General features: G+C 63.3%; 21 protein-coding genes and 1 tRNA gene. 16 read left to right on the top strand and 6 right to left on the bottom strand.

Features of this window, described 5'->3' with window-relative positions:
• Nucleotides 1-87: 87 nt before the first annotated feature.
• Nucleotides 88-2,589 carry a GcvT family protein gene (locus ACKLNI_RS17850; protein ID WP_413720453.1) on the bottom strand — a complete coding sequence of 834 codons (2,502 nt, stop codon included), beginning with the start codon at nt 2,587-2,589 and terminating at the stop codon, nt 88-90.
• A 149-nt stretch (nt 2,590-2,738) separates the two neighbouring features.
• On the opposite strand from ACKLNI_RS17850, the gene panC reads away from it, so the two are divergent.
• The 4 genes from panC (at nt 2,739) to ACKLNI_RS17830 (ending at nt 6,723) form a co-directional block, all read left to right on the top strand.
• Nucleotides 2,739-3,596, top strand: coding sequence for a pantoate--beta-alanine ligase (gene panC / locus ACKLNI_RS17845; protein WP_413720452.1), 858 nt, complete (start codon nt 2,739-2,741; stop codon nt 3,594-3,596).
• A complete protein-coding gene (gene panB, locus ACKLNI_RS17840) occupies nt 3,593-4,408 on the top strand; it encodes a 3-methyl-2-oxobutanoate hydroxymethyltransferase (RefSeq protein WP_413720451.1) in 816 nt (271 codons plus the stop codon). The genes panC and panB overlap by 4 nt, the downstream gene beginning before the upstream one ends.
• Nucleotides 4,409-4,729: 321 nt before the next feature.
• A complete protein-coding gene (locus tag ACKLNI_RS17835; RefSeq protein ID WP_413720450.1) occupies nt 4,730-5,728 on the top strand; it encodes an XdhC family protein in 999 nt (332 codons plus the stop codon).
• Nucleotides 5,725-6,723, top strand: a complete 999-nt coding sequence (locus ACKLNI_RS17830; protein WP_413720449.1) for a molybdopterin-binding protein — start codon at nt 5,725-5,727, stop codon at nt 6,721-6,723. The genes ACKLNI_RS17835 and ACKLNI_RS17830 overlap by 4 nt, the downstream gene beginning before the upstream one ends.
• A 59-nt stretch (nt 6,724-6,782) precedes the next feature.
• Here the strand turns inward: ACKLNI_RS17830 and ACKLNI_RS17825 are convergent, their stop codons facing one another.
• The 4 genes from ACKLNI_RS17825 to ACKLNI_RS17810 all read right to left on the bottom strand — a co-directional run bounded on the left by ACKLNI_RS17825 (nt 6,783) and on the right by ACKLNI_RS17810 (nt 10,378).
• A complete protein-coding gene (locus ACKLNI_RS17825; RefSeq protein ID WP_413720448.1) occupies nt 6,783-7,100 on the bottom strand; it encodes a hypothetical protein in 318 nt (105 codons plus the stop codon).
• 88 nt (nt 7,101-7,188) lie between these two features.
• Nucleotides 7,189-7,995 carry a transglutaminase family protein gene (locus ACKLNI_RS17820; protein WP_413720447.1) on the bottom strand — a complete coding sequence of 269 codons (807 nt, stop codon included), beginning with the start codon at nt 7,993-7,995 and terminating at the stop codon, nt 7,189-7,191.
• On the bottom strand, nt 7,995-8,957 hold the full coding sequence (locus ACKLNI_RS17815; RefSeq protein WP_413720446.1) for an alpha-E domain-containing protein: 963 nt from the start codon (nt 8,955-8,957) through the stop codon (nt 7,995-7,997). Before ACKLNI_RS17815 ends, ACKLNI_RS17820 begins: the two co-directional genes overlap by 1 nt.
• The gene (locus ACKLNI_RS17810; RefSeq protein WP_413720445.1) at nt 8,954-10,378 is read right to left on the bottom strand and encodes a circularly permuted type 2 ATP-grasp protein; all 1,425 of its coding nucleotides are present in this window, start codon (nt 10,376-10,378) and stop codon (nt 8,954-8,956) included. Before ACKLNI_RS17810 ends, ACKLNI_RS17815 begins: the two co-directional genes overlap by 4 nt.
• Nucleotides 10,379-10,537: 159 nt before the next feature.
• Here ACKLNI_RS17810 and ACKLNI_RS17805 point away from each other — a divergent pair, with 159 nt between their 5' ends.
• The 10 genes from ACKLNI_RS17805 to ACKLNI_RS17760 all read left to right on the top strand — a co-directional run bounded on the left by ACKLNI_RS17805 (nt 10,538) and on the right by ACKLNI_RS17760 (nt 18,587).
• Nucleotides 10,538-11,542, top strand: a complete 1,005-nt coding sequence (locus ACKLNI_RS17805; protein WP_413720444.1) for a ligase-associated DNA damage response exonuclease — start codon at nt 10,538-10,540, stop codon at nt 11,540-11,542.
• A gap of 99 nt (nt 11,543-11,641) precedes the next feature.
• A complete protein-coding gene (gene gpmI, locus ACKLNI_RS17800; RefSeq protein WP_413720443.1) occupies nt 11,642-13,168 on the top strand; it encodes a 2,3-bisphosphoglycerate-independent phosphoglycerate mutase in 1,527 nt (508 codons plus the stop codon).
• Entirely contained in the window at nt 13,165-14,274 is a 1,110-nt protein-coding gene (locus tag ACKLNI_RS17795) for a murein hydrolase activator EnvC family protein (protein ID WP_413720442.1), read from the top strand. The genes gpmI and ACKLNI_RS17795 overlap by 4 nt, the downstream gene beginning before the upstream one ends.
• 9 nt (nt 14,275-14,283) lie before the next feature.
• Nucleotides 14,284-15,642, top strand: coding sequence for a S41 family peptidase (locus ACKLNI_RS17790; protein ID WP_413720441.1), 1,359 nt, complete (start codon nt 14,284-14,286; stop codon nt 15,640-15,642).
• Nucleotides 15,643-15,735: 93 nt separating this feature from the next.
• A complete protein-coding gene (trmD, locus tag ACKLNI_RS17785) occupies nt 15,736-16,536 on the top strand; it encodes a tRNA (guanosine(37)-N1)-methyltransferase TrmD (RefSeq protein ID WP_413720440.1) in 801 nt (266 codons plus the stop codon).
• 39 nt (nt 16,537-16,575) lie between these two features.
• Nucleotides 16,576-16,980, top strand: a complete 405-nt coding sequence (locus tag ACKLNI_RS17780) for a hypothetical protein (RefSeq protein ID WP_413720439.1) — start codon at nt 16,576-16,578, stop codon at nt 16,978-16,980.
• Complete coding sequence (locus ACKLNI_RS17775) at nt 16,977-17,519, top strand: hypothetical protein (protein WP_413720438.1); 543 nt, start codon at nt 16,977-16,979, stop codon at nt 17,517-17,519. Before ACKLNI_RS17780 ends, ACKLNI_RS17775 begins: the two co-directional genes overlap by 4 nt.
• 178 nt (nt 17,520-17,697) lie before the next feature.
• Nucleotides 17,698-18,081: a 50S ribosomal protein L19 gene (gene rplS, locus ACKLNI_RS17770; RefSeq protein ID WP_413720437.1), complete on the top strand. Its 384-nt coding sequence runs from the start codon at nt 17,698-17,700 to the stop codon at nt 18,079-18,081.
• A gap of 11 nt (nt 18,082-18,092) precedes the next feature.
• Nucleotides 18,093-18,314, top strand: coding sequence for a 50S ribosomal protein L31 (gene rpmE / locus ACKLNI_RS17765; RefSeq protein ID WP_413720436.1), 222 nt, complete (start codon nt 18,093-18,095; stop codon nt 18,312-18,314).
• Between the two features lie 197 nt (nt 18,315-18,511).
• A tRNA-Ala gene (locus tag ACKLNI_RS17760) sits at nt 18,512-18,587 on the top strand.
• A gap of 80 nt (nt 18,588-18,667) precedes the next feature.
• Here the strand turns inward: ACKLNI_RS17760 and ACKLNI_RS17755 are convergent.
• Complete coding sequence (locus ACKLNI_RS17755) at nt 18,668-19,975, bottom strand: APC family permease (protein WP_413720435.1); 1,308 nt, start codon at nt 19,973-19,975, stop codon at nt 18,668-18,670.
• 113 nt (nt 19,976-20,088) lie between these two features.
• On the opposite strand from ACKLNI_RS17755, the gene ACKLNI_RS17750 reads away from it, so the two are divergent.
• Both ACKLNI_RS17750 and ACKLNI_RS17745 read left to right on the top strand, forming a co-directional pair.
• Nucleotides 20,089-22,530 (top strand): Lon protease family protein, encoded by a 2,442-nt coding sequence (locus tag ACKLNI_RS17750; protein ID WP_413720434.1) that lies wholly within the window; start codon nt 20,089-20,091, stop codon nt 22,528-22,530.
• Nucleotides 22,527-23,234, top strand: coding sequence for a hypothetical protein (locus ACKLNI_RS17745; protein WP_413720433.1), 708 nt, complete (start codon nt 22,527-22,529; stop codon nt 23,232-23,234). Before ACKLNI_RS17750 ends, ACKLNI_RS17745 begins: the two co-directional genes overlap by 4 nt.
• Nucleotides 23,235-23,326 lie beyond the last annotated feature (92 nt).

Raw genomic sequence — 23,326 nt, 5'->3', positions numbered from 1 at the left:
TGGCGCGGTTCGGCCATTTGCATATTTACGGCAAGATGACGGGGCGGGCGTCAGGCCGTTTCCGTGAACCGTCTTGAGGCAAGGCTATCAGCCGTCCTTTCGGATCGTCTCGTTCTTCGGGTCGTAGGGGCTGTCCTCGGTGACTTCGGCATCCCAGAGCTTGCGCTGGATCAGGACTTTGAGCTTCGTGCCGGGCGTTGCGAGGTCGGGTCTGACGTAGCCCATGCCGATGGATTTTCCGAAGGCCACCGAATAACCGCCCGAGGTCAGGCGGCCGACGCGTGTGTCGCCCGAGTAGAGCGCTTCGCGGCCCCAGGGATCGGCGTCGTCGGGGCCGTCGATCAGGAGAGTGACGCACATGGAGCGGAGGCCGGTTTCCAGCATCCTCGCCTTGCCATGGAAATCCTTGTCGAGATCGACGAAGCGGTCGAGGCCGGCTTCGAGAGGGGTGGCGTCCCGGCCGAGTTCGGTGCCGAAAGCGCGGTAGGATTTCTCCTGCCGGAGCCAGTTCTGAGCGCGGGCGCCGACGAGTTTCAGGCCGTGCTTTTCGCCAGCGGCGAGAAGCTGATCCCACAGGTAGCGCTGCATCTCGATCGGGTGATGAAGCTCCCAGCCCAATTCGCCGGTGTAGGCGACGCGGACCGCGCGGACCGGGCACATGCCGAGCTCGATGTCGCGGTAGGAGAGCCAGGGGAAACGCTTGTTGGAGAGAACCGTCGCGGGGTCGGCATCCTTGACGAGTTCATTCAGAACGTCGCGGGATTTCGGGCCGGCAATGGCGAAAACGCCCCATTGGGTTGTGACGTCGTGGATATCGACCCATCCGCCGCCCGAGACCATGAAATCGTCGGCGGATTTCAGGAGAAAATCACCGTCATAGGCTGTCCAGGCGCCCGCCGAGATGAGGTAGTATTCGTTCTCGGCCAGCCGGACGATGGTATATTCGGTGCGTGTCGTGCCAGCGGAGGTAAGCGCATAGGTCAGGTTGATCCGACCGACCTTGGGCAGCCGGTTGCAGGTGAAGTGGTCGAGGAAGGCGGTGGCCCCCGGGCCGCGGACGAGATGCTTGGTGAAGGCGGTGGCGTCGATCAGGCCGACGCCGCCGCGGATCGCCTCGGCCTCGGCCTTGGCGTATTGCCACCAGCCACCGCGACGGAACGAGCGGGCGTCGTGGTCGAAGCTGTCGGGCGCGTCGAGCGGACCGTAGTAATTCGGGCGCTCCCAGCCGTTGACCTGACCGAATTGCGCGCCGAGCGCCTTCTGGCGGTCATAGACCGGCGCGGTGCGCAAGGGACGGCAGGCTTCGCGCTCTTCGTCCGGGTGGTGCAGGATGAAGACGTGGGAATAGCATTCCTCGTTCTTCCGCGCCGCGTACTCGGTCGTCATCCAGGAGCCGTAGCGTTTGGGATCGAGGGAGGCCATATCGATCTCGGCCTCGCCCTCGACCATGACCTGGCTGAGATATTCGCCCGTGCCGCCGGCGGCGGTGATCCCGAAGGAGAAACCTTCGGCCAGCCACATGTTCCGGAGGCCGGGTGCGGGGCCGAGGAGCGGGTTGCCGTCGGGAGTGTAGCAGATGGGGCCGTTGAAGTCGTCCTTGAGCCCTACCGTTTCCGAGGTGGGAATCCGGTGGATCATCGACATGTACTCTTCCTCGATCCGTTCGAGATCGAGCGGGAAGAGATCGGCCCGGAAGCTGTCGGGGACGGCGTACTCGAAGCGGGCGGGGGCGCCGTATTCGTAGGGTCCCAAAATCCAGCCGCCACGCTCCTCGCGGACGTACCACTTGGCGTCGGCATCGCGGAGGACGGGGTGCTCCGGGTTGGTCTTGCGCCACTCGACCAGCGCCGGGTCGGGTTCGGTGACGATGTACTGGTGCTCGACTGGGATCGCGGGAATCTTGATGCCGAGGAGCTTCGCGGTGCGCTGTGCGTGGTTGCCGGTGGCGGTGACGACATGTTCGGCGTGGACGGTGACCTGTTCGTCGCTGGGGACGAGGTTGCCGCCCTTTTCGACCATCTTCGTGCAGAGCACGTCCCAGTGATCGCCCTTCCAGGTGTAGCCGTCGACCTGCCATTTGCGCTCGATCGTGACACCGCGCTGGCGGGCGCCCTTGGCCATGGCCTGGGTCACGTCGGCAGGGTTTATGTAGCCGTCGGTCGGGTGGTAGATCGCGCCCTTCAGGTCGTCGGTGCGCACCAGCGGCCAGCGCTCCTTGATCTGGTCGGGGGTCATCCATTCGTAGGGAACGCCGCAGGTCTCGGCGGTGGAGGCGTAGAGCATGTATTCGTCCATGCGGTCCTGCGTCTGGGCCATGCGCAGGTTGCCTACGACGTAGAACCCGGGGTTGAGGCCGGTTTCCGCCTCGAGCGATTTGTAGAAATCGACCGAGTACTTGTGGATGTGGGTCGTGGCGTAAGACATGTTGAACAGCGGCAGGAGGCCAGCCGCGTGCCATGTCGAACCCGAGGTCAGCTCGTCGCGTTCGAGCAGCATCACGTCGGACCAGCCTGCCTTGGCGAGGTGATACGCGATGGAGGTGCCGACCGCGCCACCGCCGACGACCAGAGCTTTGACATGGGTTTTCATGAGACCGATTCCTTCCCGTTTCGTGCGCGATTTAAGCGCAATTCCGGGCGGTTCGTCAGGTTCATCCGACTCAATCTTGGCAAAATACGACGCGAGGAGCCCTGCGCCTTCGTCTTGAGGGTCCACGTGCGACAAGCTAAGCATCGGCCATGAAGGTTTGTCGCACCATAGCAGAGTATCGCGCCGAGATCGCGACGTTCCGCGCCGCGAGCGAGAGCGTTGGCGTTGTGACGACCATGGGCGCGCTTCACGCCGGGCACATGGCGCTGGTCGAGAGAGCGAAATCCGGGAACGACCGGGTCGTAACGACCATTTTCGTCAACCCGACGCAGTTCGGCCAGGCCGCCGATCTGGAGAAATACCCAAGGCCCGAAGCGCAGGACCTGGAGATGTTCCGGTCCGCCGGGGTGGATGCCGTGCTGATCCCCTCGGTCGAAGAAATGTATCCGCGGGGTGACGAGACGATCGTCGAGACGACGCGGCTGGCGCATGTACTTCACGGTCTTGTCCGGCCGGGGCATTTCCGGGGCGTGGCAACAGTGGTGACGAAACTTTTCAACATCGCTCAACCTGATCGCGCCTATTTCGGCGAAAAGGATTACCAGCAGCTGGCGGTGATCCGGCGGATGGTGCGAGATCTGCACATGCCGCTGGAAATCGTTGGCGTGCCGACCGTGCGGGAGTCCGACGGCCTGGCGATGTCGTCAAGAAACATTCGCCTGTCACCGGAACACCGGAAGGAAGCTGTCGTTCTGAATCAATGCCTTGACCATGCCGAGACACTGATGGGAACGGCATCGACCGTGGCGGGGCTGAAGGCGGACGTTCAAGAGATGGTGCAGGGCCGGACGAGTGGTAAACTCATGGCCTTCGATGTCGTGGACCCCGAGAGTTTCGAACCGGTCGAAGGGCCGCTGAACCGTCCGATCGCCATCATGATGTCCGTCGAATTCGGAGAAGGCGAGGACGCCGTTCTTCTGATCGACCAGAGGGAGATAGTTCCATGAGTACCGAACCCGCAAAACCCGTCCGCCGGATGACCGTGCCGCAGATCGCGGCCCGCAAGGGCGGAGACCCGATCGTGTCGCTGACAAGCTACCATGCGCATACCGCGGCGATCGTGGACAAATACGCTGACTTCATCCTTGTCGGTGACAGCCTGGGCATGGTGATGCACGGGATGGAGACGACCGTAGGCGTTCCACTGGATCTGATGATCATGCATGGGCGTGCGGTTGTTCGAGGGACCAAGCGGGCGCTGATCGTCGTCGACATGCCCTTCGGGACTTACGAGGAAAGCCCCAACATGGCGTTCCGGAACGCCGCCAAGATCATGAAGGAAACCGGCTGCGGTGCGGTGAAGCTGGAAGGCGGGGCGCGCATGGCCGAGACGATTCATTTCCTCGTCGAGCGTGGGATTCCCGTGATGGCGCACACCGGTCTGACACCGCAGTCGTCCCATGTGATGGGGGGGTTCAAGACGCAGGGCCGGGATGAGGATACCTGGGCGGCGCATGAAGAGGATGCGAGGGCCGTATCCGAAGCCGGGGCGTTCGCCGTTGTTCTGGAGGGCATGGTGGAGCCGCTTGCCGCCCGCATCACCCGGCAGATCGACATTCCGACCATCGGGATCGGTGCGAGTGCAGAGTGCGACGGGCAAATCCTTGTTCTGGAGGACATGCTTGGTCTGAATGTCCGCCCGCCAAAATTCGTTAAGGTTTACGGCGATTTGCTGAACCAGATCGAGAGCGCGGTCGCGGCCTATGCCGACGATGTGAAGGAACGGAAGTTTCCGACTGAGGATCAGGTCTACCGCTGAGAAAAAAATGGCCGTCTTTAAAAGACGGCCAGTCCAGTCAGGGAGGAAGATGGAGACGCCGCAATGGCGTCTACATGGAAACAATCGCCGGGAATTCGGGCCTATTTATGGCGGATCCGGGGTCTTATCTGGATTTTGACGGGCCAGATCAGGGAAGACTCACGTCCGAGACACTTTGAATAAAATGCCGGCTGCCCGCTTTTCCCCCGACCTCCCGCCCCTAGCATTACGCACGGCGACTTAACGATCGATGAACGCGGACATGCGTTTCCATCGCCTGCCTTCCTGCTGTATCCTATCGAACCGGAGGAGAGCGCGTTCATGGACAACACGATACCCGAACTGGCCCTGGACTGGATCGAGCAGGGCCGCCAGGTGGCACTGGCCACGGTGGTCAAGACCTGGGGCTCGGCCCCGAGACCGGTTGGAGCGCAATTGGTGATCGACGCCGACATGGCCTTTGAAGGCTCGGTCTCAGGCGGCTGTGTGGAAAGCGCAGTGATCTTCGAGGCGGTCGACGCGATGCGCGACGGAACCTGCCGGGTTCTGTCGTTCGGTGTCTCGGACGACAGTGCCTTCGAAGTCGGGCTGGCCTGCGGCGGTGAGATCGAGGTCATGGTCGAGCCTGTTGGCATGGGCAGTGGACCATCCGTCGAGGAATTGCGCGCGCTTGTCGCCGCGCGGGCCGCCAGGAGGCCGGTTGTCTGGGAGGTGAATACCGCGACCTGGACCCGCCGGCTTCTGGAGCGCGATGTCTCGGATGCCGATCTGGAAGAGCGTTTCAGGACCGACAGGTCGGTGCGCGAGGACGAGGTTTTCCGCGGCGTCCACAATCCGCCGCTGCGGCTGGTTCTGGTGGGGGCGGTCCATATCGCGCAGCCCCTCGTGCAGATGGCGAAGCTGTCGGGGTATGATGTCGTTCTCTGCGATCCCAGGGACAGTTTCGCAAGCGCGTCGCGTTTCCCCGAAGAGACATTCCTGGAAGGCTGGCCGGATGAGGCGCTGGAAGCCTTTGGGCTGGACGCGCGGACGGCGGTTGTCACGCTGAGTCATGACCCCAAGATCGACACGCCCGCCCTTCAGGTGGCGCTGGCCAGCGAGGCCTTCTATATCGGGGCGCTTGGCTCGACCCGGACCCATGCCAAGCGTGTCGCGGCCCTGACGGAGGCCGGGTTGCCGGAGGCGGTGATCGCGCGCATCGACGGGCCCGTCGGCGCGGACATCGGGGCGGTGTCCCCGGCCGAGATCGCCGTGTCGATCATGGCGGAGATGACCGAGCGGCTGAGGCGGCCCGAAACCCGTCCGGGCGCGCGTCCGTGAAGTTTGGGACTGTTCCCGTTGGTGACGCGGAGGGCGCTATTCTGGCGCATTCCGCGAAGGTCGCGGATGGCGTCATTCGCAAGGGGACCGTTCTGGGAACTGAAGACCTGCGTCGTCTCGCATCGGGTGGCGTGGATGCCGTGGTCGTCGCCCGCTTCGAGCCGGGGGATCTGTCCGAGGATGCGGCGGCGGGGCGTATCGCAGACAGCCTGCAGGGCCCCGGGCTGAGGTTGGGACCGGCTTCGACGGGACGCGTGAACCTGATTGCCGAAGCGGCCGGATTGGTTAGGGTGGATGCCGCCGCAGTCTCCGCGATGAATGCGGTGGATGAAGGCGTCACGCTGGCGACACTGGCCGATTTTATGCGGGTCGAGGCCGACCAGCTTGTCGCCACGGTGAAGATCATCCCCTACGGAGTGCCGTCGGAGGTTGTCGACCGCGCCGCGGCGGCGTTGGGCAGTGCGTCAATCCGGCATCTGCCGTTTCGCGGCGGGCGAGCCTGTCTGGTGCTGACGCGGACCGCTGGGTTCAAGGACAGTCTGCTGGAGAAGGGCGAAGCGGTCGTGCGAGATCGCGTCACCGCTCTGGGCTACCGGCTGGAAGAGGTCGCGATCGTCGATCACGACACCGCCGCGGTCGCCGCTGCCCTTAGAGGCGACGCCGATCTGACGCTGATCCTTGGTGCGTCGGCTACGTCGGACCGGCAGGATGTCGCGCCCGCTGCCGTTGTCGCGGCCGGCGGTTCCGTCGAGCGTTTCGGCATGCCGGTCGATCCCGGAAACCTGCTGTTCATGGGAACGCTTCGGGGGAAACCCGTGGTCGGACTGCCGGGCTGTGCCCGTTCGCCCGCGTTGAACGGGGCCGACTGGGTGCTGGAGCGTCTGGCGGCCGGGTTAAGGGTGACCGATGCCGACATTGCCGCGATGGGGGTCGGCGGGTTGCTGAAGGAGATGCCCGACAGACCACATCCGCGCCGGCCGAAACGCAGTAGCTAAACCCGGCGCTCCGGTCGGCGCCGGCCGGCCGGTCTCATGTCGGCCGTGGCAGCGGCGGGTCAGTCCACGATACGGAAAACTTCCCAGTACGTGGAGCCGGAGACGATCACCTCGCCCATCCTTTTGCCCCAGTCCTCGTGCATCTTTATGGACGCGATCTTGTCGAAGAACGTCTGAAGTTCGTCGAGGCCGTCGATCTCGAACTCGACCTGAACCTCTGCCTCTTTCGCTCCGACCGAACCCGACAACATGCGCGTCCCGTCAAAATCGAGGTCGGTCTGTTTGCCGATCTGTTCGTCCCATTCCTTGCTGAGTGCGATAGCTTCCTGCTTGTGGCCGAACTTCGCCTCGAAGTGCCAGCGTGCAATCATGGACATCGTCCATCCCCCTGTGAGTGTGAGACTTCAGGGTAGCACAGATAGCGCAGAAGGCATACTTTCCGGTGTCAGGCCTCTCCTGCGCGGCCTATTGCGCGGCCTCTACGACATTGACGTCTACCTTCAGCGCCTCGGTTCCCCGGCCTTGGGCGACGCCGCGGATCGGAGCGGCGTCGAGCGCGTCGAAGCCTGAACCGATGCGTACGTAATGCTCGTTCGGGCAGACCCCGTTCGAAGGATCGAAGCCGACCCAGCCAAGGTCGGGCACGTACAGTTCGGCCCAGGCGTGGCTGGCCTCGGCGATGCCGCCCTCGGCGTGGAGATAGCCCGTGACATAGCGCGCCGGGATGTCGAGTGAGAGTGCAGCGGCGATCAGCGCGTGGGCGTGGTCCTGACAGACGCCGTGCCCCGCGGCCAGCGCTTCGGCCGCCGTGGTGTTGTGATCGGTCTGTCCGGGGGTATAGGCGATCGCGTCACCTATGGCATTCGACAGGGCATGCCCGCGTTCAAGAGCCCCGGAGGTCTGGTCCACCGCCGACCGGGCAAGATCCGACAGGGCGGCGTCCGGCTTGGTAAAGCCGGTATGCCGCAGGTAGGCGGCGGGTTTGATCTTTTCGCGATGACCTCGCAGGACGCCTGCGAGATCGGTTGTTTCGACCGTGCCCGCGACTGAGACGACTACGGTTTCGACCGGGCCCATGACTACGGCTGTCTCGATCTTGTCGCCGGCACCGTCCCGGAAGCCTGCGCCCCGCACGGCCCCTTCGACGACAACGCTCCAGTCGACGACGGCCTGTCCTTCGAACCGGGAGGGCCAGAGTCTGAGCGATTGCACGACGCCCCGCATGGGCGGGTGAAACTCGTATGTGGTGTCGTGCCTGATTTCCAGCCGCATCACCGCATCTCCCCGCTGAGATAGACATTCGTGATGGTCGAGGACAGCGAGGCGATTTCGCTGATCGTCCTTGTCAGGAACTCGTGCAGGCCTTCGTCGAATATGTCGTCCACGGTTACTTCCGCGAGGTAGGCCAGAATGTTGCGGGACTGGGTCTGGGCCACCGTCGTACGGCCATAGGCGCGTGCCAACCGGTCGAGATGCCAGTTGACCTCCTCGGCGCAGGTAATCAGCGAACGGGGCGACTTGCGATTCAGGATCAGGAAATCTGCGATCTTGCGCGGTGTTACCTCGCCACCGTAAGCCCAGTTGAAGGCGCGGTGCGCGGACATGGCCCGCAGGATCGTGCGCCATTGGTAGTTGTCGAGCCCCGAACCGACATAGTCGATCTGCGGAAGCAAAACGAAATATTTCACGTCAAGAAGCCGCGCTGTGCTGTCGCCGCGTTCGAGGTAGAGCCCGATATTCAGGAAATCGTACCCGTCGATCCGAAGCTGGGTGTCCTCGACCGTACCTCGGATAAGCGCGGCCTGCCGGAGGGTCCAGTCGATCAGGTCATTGACCGAGAGCTTGGAGCGCTCGGTCCGTTTCAGTTCGCGGATTTCCTGAAGGGCGGAGTTGATTGCGTCCCATGACTGGCTTGTCAGTGCGGTTCGCACGATGCGGGCGTTCTCTCGGGCCGCGTAGATGCAGGAAAAGACCGAGGATGGATTGTCCTCGTCGAAGAAGAGATAGCTTTCGATGTTCCGCTGGCGGACATCGTCGCCGTATTTCTGAACGAACCCAAGGTTTGCGCCGGTGGCGGAAAGCACGCTTTCCCATTCGTTGCGGAAGCCACCGGAGGTGTTCGGGATGAGCGCGTTGCGCGCGCCCACTTCGAGAAGGCGCGCCTGTGTTTCGGCGCGCTCGACGTAGCGGCCGATCCAGAAGAGGTTGTCTGCGTGGCGGGCGAGAAGGGTCATTCTGCGATCACCCATGTATCCTTGACGCCGCCGCCCTGGGACGAGTTGACCACGAGCGAGCCTTCGGTCAGCGCGACGCGGGTCAGGCCGCCGGGGACCAGTTCGATGGTCTCGCCGACAAGACAGTAGGGGCGCAGGTCGACATGGCGGGGCGCGATGCCTTCCTCGACGAAGGTCGGACAGGTCGAGAGGGCGAGCGTCGGCTGGGCGATGTAGTTGTCGGGGTTTTCCTCGATCTTGTGGCGGAACGCCTCGATCTGTTCCTTCGTGGAGCGGGGACCGACCAGCATGCCGTAGCCGCCCGAGCCGTGCACCTCCTTGACGACGAGGTCGCCGAGGTTGTCGAGGACGTATTTCAGTTCGTCCGGCCTGGCGCATTGCCAGGTGGGCACGTTGTTCAGGATCGGTTCTTCACCGAGATAGAAGCGCACCATGTCGGGGACGAAGGTGTAGATGGCCTTGTCGTCGGCCACCCCGGCACCGGGGGCCGAGGCGATGGTGATACCACCCGAGCGGTAGACGTTCATCAGGCCGGGAACGCCCAGCATCGAATCGGGACGGAAGCAGAGCGGATCGAGGAAGGCGTCATCGATACGGCGGTAGATCACGTCGACCCTCTTCGGGCCTTGCGTCGTGCGCATCCAGCAGAAGTCGCCTTCGACGAAGAGATCCTGACCCTCGACCAATTCCACGCCCATCATGTCGGCAAGAAAGCTGTGTTCGTAATATGCGGAGTTGAAATGGCCGGGTGTGAGGATCGCGATAGTCGGATCCCCCTCGCATTTCTGGGGAGCGACGGAGGCCAGAGTGCGTTTCAACTGCGCCGGGTAGCTTTCGACCGGGGCGATGCGGTTTTCACGGAACAGATGCGGGAACATGCGCATCATGATCTCGCGGTTTTCCAGCATGTAGGACACGCCGGAGGGCGTGCGGCAGTTGTCTTCAAGTACGAAGAACTCATCCGGGCCGGTGCGTACGAGATCGATGCCGACGATGTGGGAATAGACGCCGCGTGGCGGTTTGAAGCCGACGACGGCTTTCTCGTAGGCCTCGTTCTGATAGACCAGCCGTTCCGGTATGCGGCCGGCCTTGACGATCTCGCCCTGACCGTAGACGTCCATCAGGAAAGCATTAAGCGCTCGGGCACGTTGTTTGATCCCGCGCTCCAGCTTTCGCCATTCATCGGCGGCGAAGACGCGGGGGAACATATCGAAGGGGATCAGTCTGTCCGGGTCGCCTCCTTCGCCGTAGACGGCGAAGGTGATGCCGATCCGGCGGAACAGGGCCTCGGCCTCGGATTGCTTGAGAGATCGGAACTCGTCGGGCATGTCGCGGGCCCAGTCTTCCAGCCCGGCATAGGGTGGCCGGACGGAACCGTTCTCGAACATTTCATTGAAATATGTGGGTGTTTTCCCGGTCATGTGTCCCTCATTCACTCCCATTATGTCGAGTGTGCGGGGGATGAAAAGCAGGTTTCTCCGGAGTTGCATGTTTTGGCGACGGTTGCATAGAAAATGAGCAGAAAGCGGGCGTTGGCGTTTCCTGTGGCGACTTTGGCGGCGGCGATCTAGGTAGAGACCATGGCCAAGGAACGCGTTCTGACCTTTTCCGAGAGGGGCATCTACTGTCCGGCAGGCGATTTCTTCATCGACCCCTGGCGACCCGTCGATCGCGCCCTGATCACGCACGGGCATTCCGATCATGCGCGTTCCGGGATGGGGCGTTACCTGTCGACGCATTCCGCCGCGCCGGTGATCCGCCACAGATTGGGCGAGGTTGCGCTGGAGACGGTGGCCTATGGCGAGGCGCGACGCATCGGGGATGCGTCTGTCAGCTTTCACCCTGCCGGTCATGTTCCGGGATCGGCGCAGATCAGGGTCGAGGTCGGCGGCGAGGTCTGGGTGGTTTCGGGCGACTACAAGGTCGTGGCGGACGGCGTGAGCGAACCGTTCGAGCCGATCGATTGCCATACCTTCATCACCGAATGCACCTTTGGTCTGCCGGTATTCAAATGGAATACGCCCGAAGCGGTGGCCGACGAGATCAACCGCTGGTGGGCGGCGAACCGGGAGGCGGGACGGTTCTCGATCTGCGGGGCCTATGCCTTGGGCAAGGCGCAGCGGATTCTAGCGTCGCTTGATCCGTCGGTCGGGCCGATCCTGACCCATGGCGCGATCGAGAACACGAACGCGGTGTTGCGCGGGCAGGGCATCGCGCTGCCGGAGACGGTGCGGGTGACGCCGGAGCTGGACGTAAAGGCGTATTCCGGGGCCTTCGTTCTGGCCACGCCATCGGCGCTTGGCAGCACGTGGGCCGGACGGTTCCGCCCGGCCTCGACCGCTTTCGCCAGCGGGTGGATGGCGCTTCGGGGCGTCCGGCGGCGGCGGGCGGCGGACCGGGGCTTCGTGATGTCGGATCATGCGGATTGGGAGGGGCTGAACAGCGCAATTCGGGCGACGGGGTGCGAGCGAGTGTTCGTGACGCATGGCTATACCTCGGTGTTCCGGCGCTGGCTGGGGGAACAGGGCTATGACGCGGGTATCGTGGAGACCGAGTTCGGAACTGACGCGGACGAGGCGGACTGACAGGCCGGGAAATGCGTATTTGGGCAGCGCTGCCGGGTGGGCGGTTCCCCTTGCCCCGTTAGCGCTGTATGAGTGCGGCCAAACAGAACGAGGCAAGACATGAGCGCACCGAAACCCGTGGTTCTTTGCATCCTGGACGGCTGGGGCCTGCGGACCGAGCGTGAGGGCAACGCGCCCTTGCTGGCCGACACGCCGACCTATGACCGGATCATGGCGACCTGTCCGCATGCGACGCTGATCACGCACGGGCCGGATGTCGGTCTGCCAACGGGCCAGATGGGCAACTCCGAAGTCGGGCATACGAATATCGGCGCGGGGCGGGTCGTGGCGATGGACCTCGGTCAGATCGACCTTGCGATCGAGGATGGCTCGTTCTTCGACGAGGCGGCGATCCTGGAGTTTGCCACCGCGCTGGAGGACAGCGGCGGGACGGCACATGTGGTCGGGCTGGCGTCTCCGGGGGGCGTGCATTCGCATCAGGATCACATCGTGGCGGCTGCGAAGGCGTTGACGGACCGGGGACTGAAGGTGGCGGTGCATGCACTGACCGACGGGCGCGATGTGGCTCCGACATCGGCGGCGGGTCAGCTTGAGACCTTGTCGCGCGATCTGCCGGCAGGCGCGGCGATCGTCACTGTCTGCGGGCGGTATTTCGCGATGGACCGGGACAACCGTTGGGAGCGGGTGAAACGGGCTTATGACGCGATCGTTCTTGGCGAGACCGAGGGACGTGTCGCGGCACGCGCACCCGAGGCTGCGAAGGCCTCGTATGCAAAGGGCGTGAACGACGAGTTCATCGAACCGGTCCTGATCGGGGACTACGCGGGCGTGAAGGACGGCGACGGCGTGTTCTTCATCAATTTCCGAGCTGACCGAGCGCGCGAGATCCTGAGGGCCATCGGCGAGCCGGGATTCGCGGAATTCGATACCGGGGAAAGGCCCAAGCTGGCGGGCCTGCTCGGCATGGTCGAGTATTCGGATGCGCACAACGCCTACATGACCACTGTCTTCCCGAAGCGGAAACTGGTGAACACGCTGGGCGAATGGGTGGCAAAGCACGGGCTACGGCAGTTCCGTCTGGCCGAGACCGAGAAGTACCCGCATGTCACCTTCTTCCTCAATGGAGGGAAAGAGGTGCCGGAGGCGGGCGAAGACAGGTTCATGCCGAAATCGCCCAAGGTCGCGACCTATGACCTGCAGCCCGAGATGTCCTCGGCGGAGGTGACGGACCGGTTCGTGGCGGCGATCGAAGCGGGCTACGACCTGATCGTGGTGAACTATGCCAATCCGGACATGGTGGGGCATACAGGCGATCTGGATGCGGCCATCAAAGCCTGCGAAGCGGTGGACCAAGGCCTGGCGCGCGTGGTCGCGGCGCTGGAAAAGGCCGGTGGCGCGATGGTTCTGACCGCGGATCACGGAAACTGTGAGACGATGATCGACCCGGAAACCGGCGGGCCGCACACGGCGCATACAACAAACCTCGTCCCGGTGGCCATGATCGGGGGACCCGAAGGCGCGTCGTTGAATGACGGGCGGCTGGCCGATCTTGCGCCTACGCTGCTTGAGCTGATGGGGCTGCCGAAGCCACATGAGATGACGGGCGGGAGTCTGATCCGGAAATGAGACTTCCCGGGCTGGCCGCGATTGCGTTCATTGCGCTGGCAGGACTGGCGCGGGCCGGCGACGAAGCGGGCCGGCTGGCGATCGAGGCTTCCGAGGCTTTGGGGCGGGCGGCGGAGGCCCTGGCGGATGCCGAGGGCGCTTCGGACCGGATCGCGGCCCTGACCGACACGATACGCGCCTACGAGGCAGGTCTGGCCGCGATGCGCGAAGGTCTTCGGCAGGCGGCGCTGAGCGAGCGCGATGTGAGCGCTCGGCTGGTGGGGCAGGATGCCGAACTTGGGGAGTTGCTTGCCCTTTTGCAGAAAGTGACGCGTGCCGGTCAGGCCCGCTCGGCCCTGCATCCGGGCGGTGCGGTTCAGACCGTGCGTGCCGGGATTCTGGGTGCCGCGCTTGTTCCCTCTTTGGAGGAGCGCTCGGACGCGCTGGAACGGGATCTGCAGGATATCGTCGCGTTGCGGACGGTTCAGGAAGCTGGGATCAAAACTCTGAGCAGCGGACTGGAACAGGTGCGCGACGCGCGGTTTCAGCTGTCGAAGGCGATTTCCGAGCGGACGGACCTGCCGCAGCCCGCGGCGACGGACGAGGCGGCCATGGAAGCACTTATCAACTCGGCCGAGACTCTGGCCGGGTTTGCCGACAGCCTCGTGACCTCGGGCGATGCGGGCAGCGGTGCGGATCGCGGCTGGTCGATGCCCGTGGCGGGCGACATCATCCGGACATTCGACGAGGCGGACGAGGCCGGGGTGCGCCGTCCCGGGTGGCTGATCGGCACGGCTGCCGAGGCGCTGGTGACCGCGCCTGCAGACGCGACGGTGCGTTTTGCAGACAGCATGCCGAGCAATGGGCCGGTCATCATTCTGGAGACCTCGCCCGGACGTCTTGTGATTCTGACCGGGCAGGCGACGAACTTTGTCCGCAGGACGCAGATTGTCTCGGAAGGCGAACCAATTGCGCTGATGGGGGGGCGTGAGGCCTCTGCACAAGAGAATTTGATCGAAACTTCGCTTCTCGGTGGTCAACCTCGCGATGAAACGCTTTATATTGAAATCAGACAGGGTCAGGCACCGGTCGATCCCGCGGCCTTTCTTCGCCCTTCGCAAGAATAAGGAAAGCAGATGAAGAAGTTTATTCTGGCCACGATCACCGGCGTCATGTTCGGTACGGTCGTTACCACGCAGATCGCCGGACCGCTTCTTGCCCAGGAGGCGCAGCGCAAGGCATCGGTGTACGAGCAGCTTGATCTTTTCGGCGATATCTTCGAGCGGATCAGGTCGCAGTACGTCGAAGAGGTCGACGAGGGCGAACTGATCGAGGCGGCCATCAACGGCATGCTGACGTCGCTTGACCCGCACTCGTCCTACCTGTCGCCTGACGACGCGGCGGACATGCGCGTTCAGACTCGTGGCGAGTTTGGCGGGCTTGGAATCGAAGTGACCCAGGAAGAGGGTTTCGTGAAGGTGGTGTCGCCGATCGATGGCACACCGGCCGATGACGCGGGGCTGGAAGCGGGCGACTTCATTACGCATGTGGATGGCGAAAGCGTTCTTGGTCTGACACTGGATGAAGCCGTTGACATGATGCGGGGCCCGGTGGGCAGCGAGATCATCGTCACCATCGTGCGCGAGGGCGAGGCGGAACCGTTCGATGTCTCGATCATCCGCGACACGATCAAGCTGACTGCGGTGCGTTCGCGCATCGAAGGAGAAACGGTCGTGCTTCGTGTGACCACATTCAGTGACCAGACCTTCCCCACGCTGCGCGACCAGCTGAACGAGCGGGTTGCAGAACTGGGCGGCATGGAGAAGGTGAACGGCTTCGTACTGGATTTGCGCAACAACCCGGGCGGTCTGCTGACGCAGGCTGTTCGGGTGTCGGATGCATTTCTGGAGTCGGGTGAGATCGTCTCGACCCGTGGGCGTGAACCGCAGGACGGCGACCGCTTCAATGCAGAGCCGGGCGATCTTGCAGAAGGAAAGCCGATCGTCGTGCTGATCAATGGCGGTTCGGCATCGGCGTCCGAAATCGTGGCCGGTGCGCTGCAGGATCATCGCCGGGCCATCGTGGTAGGCACCAAGTCCTTCGGCAAGGGATCGGTTCAGACGGTGATGCCGCTGCGGGGCGAAGGCGCGATGCGCCTGACAACCGCGCGGTACTACACGCCCTCCGGGCGGTCGATCCAGGCCTTGGGCGTGTCGCCCGACATCATCGTGGAGCAGCCGCCGCGGCGCGAGGCCACGGAGGAGGAAGAAGCTCAGCGGAATGGCCGGAGCGAGGCGGATCTGCGCGGATCGCTTTCGAACGACAGCCTGACCGAGGACGAGCGCCGCCAGATTGAGGAAGAGCGCGCGGAGGCCGAGAAGGCCGCCGACTTGCGGCTTGAGGATTATCAGCTGGCCTATGCCATCGATATCCTGAAGGGCCTTTCTGCGCTTGGCCCGGAATATGCCGCCGCACTGGCGCGCCGGGCGAACTGACGCGCATCGCGTTACGCTCGAATCGAAAGGCCGGCCCGGTGTGGCCGGCCTTTTCATTTGCTCCTTCGCGGGCGGCGCGCTATGCCCCGCGCCATGTCCGATACACCTTCGAAATCCCATGGCCGGCTTGCGATCAGCGCGACTGCGCGGCCGCGCGAATTGATGACCGACCGTCCGCATCTGAAGGGTGCGTGGACGGCGAAGGTGATCACGCTTCTGCCCGAGGCATTTCCGGGGTTCCTGGGCGCCTCTCTTTTGGGCAAGGCGTTGCAGGATGGTCTGTGGCGCCTAGAGCCGATCGACCTGCGGATTTTCGGCGAGGGCAAGCATCGCAATGTGGACGACACACCTGCAGGCGGCGGAGCCGGGATGGTGCTGCGGGCCGATGTCATGGGAAGGGCGATCCGCTTTGCGCAGCGCGGCGTGCCGGAAGACCGTGCACGCTGGCCGATCGTCTATCTGAGCCCGCGTGGGCGACCCTTTGATCAGGCGGCCGCGCGGCGGTTCGCGGGATGCGATGGCATGACGCTGATCTGCGGCCGCTTCGAGGGCTTGGACGAGCGGGTGATCGAGCATTTCGGGATCGAAGAGGTGAGCCTGGGCGATTTCGTGATGACCGGGGGCGAGATCGCCGCCGAGGCGGTGATCGACGCGACTGTGCGGCTGCTTCCCGGCGTTCTGGGGAACGCAGCCTCTACCGAGGAGGAGAGTTTCTCGGACGGCTTGCTGGAGCATCCGCAATATACACGCCCCGCCGAATGGGAAGGCCGGACCATCCCCGAGGTTCTGACGTCGGGCGATCACGGGAAGGTCGCCAAGTGGCGGAGGGAGCAGGCAGAGCGAATTACGCGAGAACGCCGGCCCGACCTGCTGGCCAGGGACGCGGGCGACTGACGCCGGTTTGAGGGCACAATCTGGACAGATTGGCACGCCATGACTGACTTCATGCGGACGTTTCTTACTACACTCCTTTTCCTGGCCTTCCTGTTTGCCGCGATTGCCGTTCCGGCCACGATGATGGAGTCGGCCAAGTCCCAGGATGTCATAATCGCCATCTTAGGGGTCGCCGGTCTGATCTATCTGGGACGGCATGCCTATTTGATACGGTTTGGCCGGTTGGGGCTTCTCAAGCCCAGGACCTTCTGGAAGCCGCTGAAACCGGAAGAGCGGGGAAGCACCACGCTGTTTTCGGCGGCCGATGGCATGGCGGTGGTGCTGGGCAATATCGCCCGGCAGAGGGTCGTCGATGGCGCGACGCCGGACGACGAATTGCGGTCAGAACGCAACTGCTACGGTTCGTTGACACGTTCAATGCAGACCGGAGCGCTCCGCCCATGAAGGAGTTTCGCGGGGTCCGGGACACGGCGGCGTTCCTCGATCTGAGGAAGAAGGTCGATGACTGGTATGCGCACCGCACGTCACGACGCTTGCGCGGCCTGGAAGGAACAGGTGGACGACCCGAACTGCGACCATCTGCTCGAGAACGGCTGGACGCGACATTCCGGATTCTCCAGCGGCCCGAATGCGACAAGGCGACGGCGTCGGATTTCATCCTGAGCTTCGTCGAGTGCATGCTGGAACGACCGGAGATGGGCGGCGACATCCTTTCGCGTTTCGCAGATGTGGTGCGCCGATACAATGCCGGGTTGTACCAATTCGATTCGATCCGTACCGTTGCCTCGGCGAAGAGGCGGTCTGTGGGCGCTGAGGCTCTTGCGGCGCAGCTTGCCGCCCTGCCGCGTCCGGAGGGCCTGCTGGACCCGAAAATCGATCCGAACGACGGGTATGAGCGCCATGTATCCTCCGGCTACGCGTTCTGGGATGATGCTGGCCTGCATCTGAGTTATCCGGGTGATGACTGGCGCAAATCGGCCTGACTTTTCCCTTGATCGGCGGCCGCGAGGGCCTTATACGGCGCGAGTTCGCAAGGACGAACACCCAAGCAAAGACGACCTGAACCCTCCGGCGGGCGGCGATGATCCAGCCCCAACCATGCGGAGCTATGAGGCGAGACACCTCTCGGGATGTACCCGGGGCAAGATAGGAGTTGGTCAGATGGATCTGATCGCTGAACTGGAAGCCGAGCAGGTCGCTGCGCTCGGCAAAGAAATTCCGGACTTCAAAGCGGGCGACACCATTCGTGTCGGCTACAAGGTGACGGAAGGCACGCGCACCCGCGTGCAGAACTATGAAGGCGTCTGCATCAGCCGGAAGAATGGCTCGGGCATCGCCGGATCGTTCACCGTTCGCAAGATTTCCTTCGGTGAGGGCGTGGAGCGTGTGTTCCCGCTGCATTCGACGAACATCGACAGCATCACCGTTGTGCGTCGCGGCCGCGTTCGCCGTGCCAAGCTGTACTATCTCCGCTCGCGCCGCGGAAAATCGGCCCGGATCGCGGAAGATTCCAACTACAAGCCGATCGACGGCGCAGACGCGTAAGGAGCGGCGAGATGAAAAAAGATATTCACCCCGACTATCACGTCATCGAGGTCAAGATGACCAATGGCGACGTTGTGCAAATGCGGTCGACCTGGGGCTCCGAAGGCGACCAACTGGCGCTGGACATCGACCCCTCCGTGCATCCCGCATGGACTGGCGGTTCGTCGCGCCTGATGGACACCGGTGGCCGCGTGTCCAAGTTCAAGAAGAAATACGAGGGACTGGGTTTCTGATCCAGAGCCCCATGCGAGGGACAGAACGCCGCTCCGGATCCGGGGCGGCGTTTTTCGTTGGGATGAGGGGTGGAGAGCCTCGGGATTTGCTGATGGCGTCCCGCCGGGGTTTCGGATGTGTTTTCCGCGTGCACGGCCGTCTTGGCCGTGACACCTCTTGATCCGCGCCCGTCTTCGCAGTACATCGCCTGCGTCGTGGGGCCGTAGCTCAGTTGGGAGAGCGCGTCGTTCGCAATGACGAGGTCGTCGGTTCGATCCCGATCGGCTCCACCAGACAAGTTCCGAGCATTGCATCGCTGATCCCCCGGGCCGTTGCCGACGCCGGGATTTTCGAGCGTTCGCTTCCAGCCGTGTCAGGAGCCCGGGAACATGGCGCCCGCCAGCAGTCCGAGGCAGCTCAGCGCGCCGCCGATGGGCACGATCAGGGGTACGGTGAAACCGTCTACTGGTGTCGGAGCGCCGGTCATCTTGAGTCGAACGAGCGCGATGTTGACCATGAAGAATACCGCCAGCATGACGGCGGAAGTAGTTTCAGCCAGTACGTCGAGTGGTGTGAAGAGCGCCAGCACGAGAACCGCTGCGGCTACGAGAACGGTCGCCCTGAGCGGGGTTCTCGTTTTGGGGGACACTTCGCCCAGCCATTCCGGCAGGCGGCCTTCGCGCGACATCCCATAGGCCACGCGGGCGGCCATGATGAGGATGATCACCACGCCGTTCATCGTCGCCAGGATCGCAATCAGGTTGATCGCGAAGGGTGGAAGCCCCGTGAGTTCCTCGAACAGCAGGCTGATCGGCGCATTCGTTTCGGCCAGTGCCTCGACCGGAACCGCCTTGATGGCGACGAATGAGACGAGAACGTAAATCAGCGTTACGATGAAAAGCGTGATTGCGATCGCCCACGGCAGGTCCCGTTTCGGATCGCGGGCCTCTTCGACGAGGTTCACGATGTCGTCGAAGCCGATGAAGGCGAAGAATGCGATGAGGCTGGCCGCGAGAACGCCCCCGACCGCGTTCGCGTCCGACAGGGGAGGGGCCAGTGCTGCGGGCAGTTCCGCCAGTGCGGCCGGATCGATACTGATCCCGGACACGATGATCACCAAGAGCCCGAGGATTTCGATCAGCGTCATCGCACCTGCGATAGCGACGGACTCGCGGATGCCCCATGCCGCGACTGTTGCCATCAGAAGCACGATTCCCGCAATCAGGACCGGTTGCGGCATGGGGATCAGTTCGGCGACGTAACCGGACGCGCCGACCGCGATGGCAGCGGCAGCGATCATCGCCTCGATCAGCACCGCAAGTCCCACGATCAGCGTCAGCCAGCCCCGGTGGAAACCGGCTTCGACGTAGATCGCCTCCCCGGCTGCCTGCGGCACCCGTCCGGACAACTCGGCAAAGGAACCGGCGGTGAAGGCCATGACGATTGCCGAAAGGAGAAATGCTGCCGGGGCGTGCGTACCCGCGCGCACCACGGTCTCGCCGACCAGGACATATATCCCGGCCCCGATAGTCACGCCGAGGCCGTACAGCACGAGGCCGGTCAATCCGATCGACCGTCTCAGCTTCGCCTTGCCGGCCTCGGAGTTGGGCTGGTTCCCGTTACTAATGGCGACCTCCCGGTATCGCGTGGGTAGTGGGATAATCGCAGAATGTGCCCGCATCGGGCTTTGACGAATGTCAACGTTTCCGAGGGTGGTGATGCTTGACCGAGATCAGCGTTTGCCGGCGGCAGAAACGCTAGCGTTGAACTGTACGATCTTGCGGGAGGACGGAGATGGTGAGCAAGGTACCGGAGCCATTGCCGGTCGAGCGGCTTGGTCGAAGATGCGACCCCAAGGTCCTTGCGCGAGCCGCGGCGGCCAAGGGCGGGGAAAGCGGCCTTGTCGGTCAGGAACGCGGGCTGAGCGCTTTGCGCCTGGCCGTCGAAATTCGCCACAACGATTTCAATCTCTTCGTGCTTGGGCCGCAGGGCACCGGTCGCCGTACCGCGGTCGAGAATATCCTGAGGAAACATGCCTCTACCCGGAAACCGTCCGAAGACTGGGTCTACGTCAACAATTTCGACGATCCGCACAAGCCGGTTGTGCTTGGGCTTCCCCCCGGGGCGGCTGACAAGCTGAGGGATGAGATGGCTCGTGTCGTGGACGACCTGGCCAACGACATTCCGGCGCTTTTCGAATCCGAGGAGTACCAGACCCAGCGGCGCGCGATCGACGAAGAGTTCGGTGAGCGCCAGGAACAGGCGATGGCGGATTTCACCAGTCGCGCGCGTGCCGAGGACATCGCTCTCATCCGGACGCCGATGGGTTTCATGGTGGCGGCTACTCGGAATGGGGAGGTCGTCAAGACAGAGGATTTCAAGAAGCTTCCCGAGGCGGAGCAGGACGTTATCGAAGAGAAGATCGCGCGGTTCCAGGCGGAATTGTCCGAGGTGTTGAGCAATGGGCCGAAGCTGGAGCGCGAGCACCGGATAAGGATCGAGGCGTTGAATGCCGAGATGGCCGGGCGCGTGGTGTCGAGCAGAATCGACGAAGCGCGGGAAGTGCTGGGCGACACCAAGGTGGTTGCCGATTTTCTGACGCGGGTCCACGACGACATGATCGAGAACCCCGAGCTTTTCCTTCAGGCGGCCGCGCAGAAATCGAACGGGCCGTTTCCCGAAGCCTTGGGCAAGGCGCATCTGGAGCCAGTGTTCCGGCGCTACATGGTGAACGTCATGGTTGCACATTCGGCGGATGCCAAGGGTGTCGCTCCGGTCGTTGTCGAGGATCTTCCCACCTTCGACCGCCTGGTTGGCAGGATCGAGCATATCTCGCAGATGGGATCGCTGGTGACGGACTTCACGCTGATCCGTCCGGGTGCGCTGCATCGGGCGAATGGCGGTTACCTGGTGCTGGATGCGCGCCGGGTACTGAGCGAGCCATACGCGTGGGATGCTCTCAAGCGCAGCATCAAGGAACGCGCGATCAAGATCACGTCGCTGGCCGAGCGCATGAGCCTGTTTTCGACCACCTCTCTGGAGCCGGATTCGATTCCGCTGGATGTCAGGGTGGTTCTTGTCGGCGATCGTTTTCTTCACGAACTCCTGGTGATGCTGGATCCCGATTTCCAGGAGCTGTTCAAGGTTCAGGCGGACTTCGAGGAGTCCGTGGTCCGAAACGACGAGACCCTTGCCGGGATGTCGCTTCTTCTGAGGCACTATGCAGAAAAGGAAGAGTTGCTGCCGCTTGCCGACGATGCGCTGGCACGTCTTCTGGATGAAGCCACGCGGATTGCGGAGGATGCGACGAAGCTATCGCTGAGGCTGAGTCCGGTTACCGATATCCTGAGGGAAGCGGAACATTACGCCCGTGCCGAGTCTGTCGCCGAAGTGCGGCGGCAGGATATCGAGCGCGCGGTGGAAGAGCAGGACAGACGCGCCTCCCGTGTCCGCGACCGGGTGCAAGAGAGCATTGCGCGTCGGACGGTCATGATCGACACCGAAGGCCGGAAGGTTGGCCAGATCAATGGCCTTTCAGTTCACGAAATGGGTGGCTTCCGGTTTGGCCGGCCCTCGCGCATCACCGCGCGTGTCAGGATGGGGACCGGCAAGCTGATCGATATCGAGCGCGAGGTGGAACTGGGCGGCCCGCTGCATTCCAAGGGCGTCATGATCCTGTCCGGCTACCTGACGTCGACATACGCGCTTGACGTGCCGTTCTCGCTTCATGCGAGCCTGGTGTTCGAACAAAGCTACGGCGGCATCGAAGGCGACAGCGCGTCCTGCGCGGAGCTTGTCGCCCTTCTGTCGGCCTTGTCGCAAAAGGATGTGCGTCAGGACATGGCCATGACCGGGTCGGTGAACCAGCTTGGCGAAGTTCAGGCGATTGGTGGGGTGAACGAGAAGATCGAAGGGTTCTTCGACATTTGCGCCGAGCGGGGTCTGACCGGCGCGCAGGCGGTGATTATCCCTGCGGCGAACGTGGATCACCTGATGCTGCGGGATCGTGTGATGGAAGCGGTGGCGGCCGGGCGGTTCGGAATCATTCCGGTTTCGACTGTCGACGAGGCCGTCGAACTTCTGACCGGGGTTCCGGCCGGCAAGCGGGGGGCGGATGGAAATTTCCCGGATGGGAGCGTGAACAAGCTTGTGGAGGCCCGGCTTCGCGAATTCGCACAGGTCCGGAAATCGTTCGCGTCACGTGGTCCTGCACCTGAAGCGGGAGAGCACACGTGAGCGCGGCGAACGCTAGGGATCGAAAGCTGGTCATTGCCGCCGAAAGTCTTGGCGGTGCGGAAGCTGCTCTTTCTTTCTGTCGAACGATACTCGAGTGGGGGCCGGCAAAGCCGAGAGGTCTTATCATCGAGCCGGACGGAACGCCGTTCTGGACAAGCCGTGATCAAAGGCTTGTCTCGACGAGCGGCGCCGTTCTTGCTGTGCCGTCCCCGGACAGGCTGCGGCGCATTGCACGGGGTGACGCAAACCTGCTGGGTGCGCGGCTTGCCAGCCTTGCGGCGGCGCTTGATACCGACTGGGCCTGCGAGGTGTCTCGAGGGGAACTCGTCAGTGCTGCATGCGCTGCAGTGGCGGGTAACGACATCCTGTTACTGGGGCAGCGTCGCATGCTTCGGCGCAGCGGGAAGGTGCTGTTGCTTGAGGCCGAGCACGGGCCATCGGAGGCGTCGCGAAGTCTTGCCGAAGCGTTGGCGCGTGCGACCTCCACGTCGGTTGTCGCCATGCGAAAAGAGAGCCAGGCCGAAAAGGACGATATCGTTTCCCGCGTAGACCGAAGCTATGCCTGTGCGGTAGTTGTCGATCTGGAATCTGGTCCATTCAAGAGCGCGGATGATCTCCGGCGGCTGTTCGCCGCGGCCAGGTGTCCTGTTGCGGTACTGGGTGGAAGCCGTCTTTCGCGATCGAAAGTCGACACTGGATCGTAGCGCAATGCATTCATATTGTTGCCGTTACATTCCGGGACCGGCTGAAGAGACTCTTTGGCTTCATGAGGGGCCCGGCACGGGCGTCTGAGCCT

Source organism: Silicimonas lutimaris, from assembly GCF_047314965.1.
Taxonomy (GTDB): domain Bacteria; phylum Pseudomonadota; class Alphaproteobacteria; order Rhodobacterales; family Rhodobacteraceae; genus JAVJUV01.
The sequence above is the reverse complement of the archived record's forward strand: the minus strand, read 5'-3'. Positions and strand labels throughout refer to the sequence as shown.

What these genes read in the sequence shown, in the direction of transcription:
- ACKLNI_RS17810 (WP_413720445.1), bottom strand. Translation starts at nt 10,378, where the DNA reads ATGACCGGGAAAACACCCACATATTTCAATGAAATGTTCGAGAACGGT.
- ACKLNI_RS17750 (WP_413720434.1), top strand. Translation starts at nt 20,089, where the DNA reads ATGGTGAGCAAGGTACCGGAGCCATTGCCGGTCGAGCGGCTTGGTCGA.
- panB (WP_413720451.1), top strand. Translation starts at nt 3,593, where the DNA reads ATGAGTACCGAACCCGCAAAACCCGTCCGCCGGATGACCGTGCCGCAG.
- trmD (WP_413720440.1), top strand. Translation starts at nt 15,736, where the DNA reads ATGTCCGATACACCTTCGAAATCCCATGGCCGGCTTGCGATCAGCGCG.
- ACKLNI_RS17825 (WP_413720448.1), bottom strand. Translation starts at nt 7,100, where the DNA reads ATGTCCATGATTGCACGCTGGCACTTCGAGGCGAAGTTCGGCCACAAG.
- ACKLNI_RS17850 (WP_413720453.1), bottom strand. Translation starts at nt 2,589, where the DNA reads ATGAAAACCCATGTCAAAGCTCTGGTCGTCGGCGGTGGCGCGGTCGGC.
- panC (WP_413720452.1), top strand. Translation starts at nt 2,739, where the DNA reads ATGAAGGTTTGTCGCACCATAGCAGAGTATCGCGCCGAGATCGCGACG.
- ACKLNI_RS17835 (WP_413720450.1), top strand. Translation starts at nt 4,730, where the DNA reads ATGGACAACACGATACCCGAACTGGCCCTGGACTGGATCGAGCAGGGC.
- rpmE (WP_413720436.1), top strand. Translation starts at nt 18,093, where the DNA reads ATGAAAAAAGATATTCACCCCGACTATCACGTCATCGAGGTCAAGATG.
- ACKLNI_RS17780 (WP_413720439.1), top strand. Translation starts at nt 16,576, where the DNA reads ATGACTGACTTCATGCGGACGTTTCTTACTACACTCCTTTTCCTGGCC.
- ACKLNI_RS17805 (WP_413720444.1), top strand. Translation starts at nt 10,538, where the DNA reads ATGGCCAAGGAACGCGTTCTGACCTTTTCCGAGAGGGGCATCTACTGT.
- ACKLNI_RS17820 (WP_413720447.1), bottom strand. Translation starts at nt 7,995, where the DNA reads ATGCGGCTGGAAATCAGGCACGACACCACATACGAGTTTCACCCGCCC.
- rplS (WP_413720437.1), top strand. Translation starts at nt 17,698, where the DNA reads ATGGATCTGATCGCTGAACTGGAAGCCGAGCAGGTCGCTGCGCTCGGC.
- ACKLNI_RS17755 (WP_413720435.1), bottom strand. Translation starts at nt 19,975, where the DNA reads ATGCGGGCACATTCTGCGATTATCCCACTACCCACGCGATACCGGGAG.
- ACKLNI_RS17795 (WP_413720442.1), top strand. Translation starts at nt 13,165, where the DNA reads ATGAGACTTCCCGGGCTGGCCGCGATTGCGTTCATTGCGCTGGCAGGA.
- ACKLNI_RS17790 (WP_413720441.1), top strand. Translation starts at nt 14,284, where the DNA reads ATGAAGAAGTTTATTCTGGCCACGATCACCGGCGTCATGTTCGGTACG.
- ACKLNI_RS17775 (WP_413720438.1), top strand. Translation starts at nt 16,977, where the DNA reads ATGAAGGAGTTTCGCGGGGTCCGGGACACGGCGGCGTTCCTCGATCTG.
- ACKLNI_RS17815 (WP_413720446.1), bottom strand. Translation starts at nt 8,957, where the DNA reads ATGACCCTTCTCGCCCGCCACGCAGACAACCTCTTCTGGATCGGCCGC.
- gpmI (WP_413720443.1), top strand. Translation starts at nt 11,642, where the DNA reads ATGAGCGCACCGAAACCCGTGGTTCTTTGCATCCTGGACGGCTGGGGC.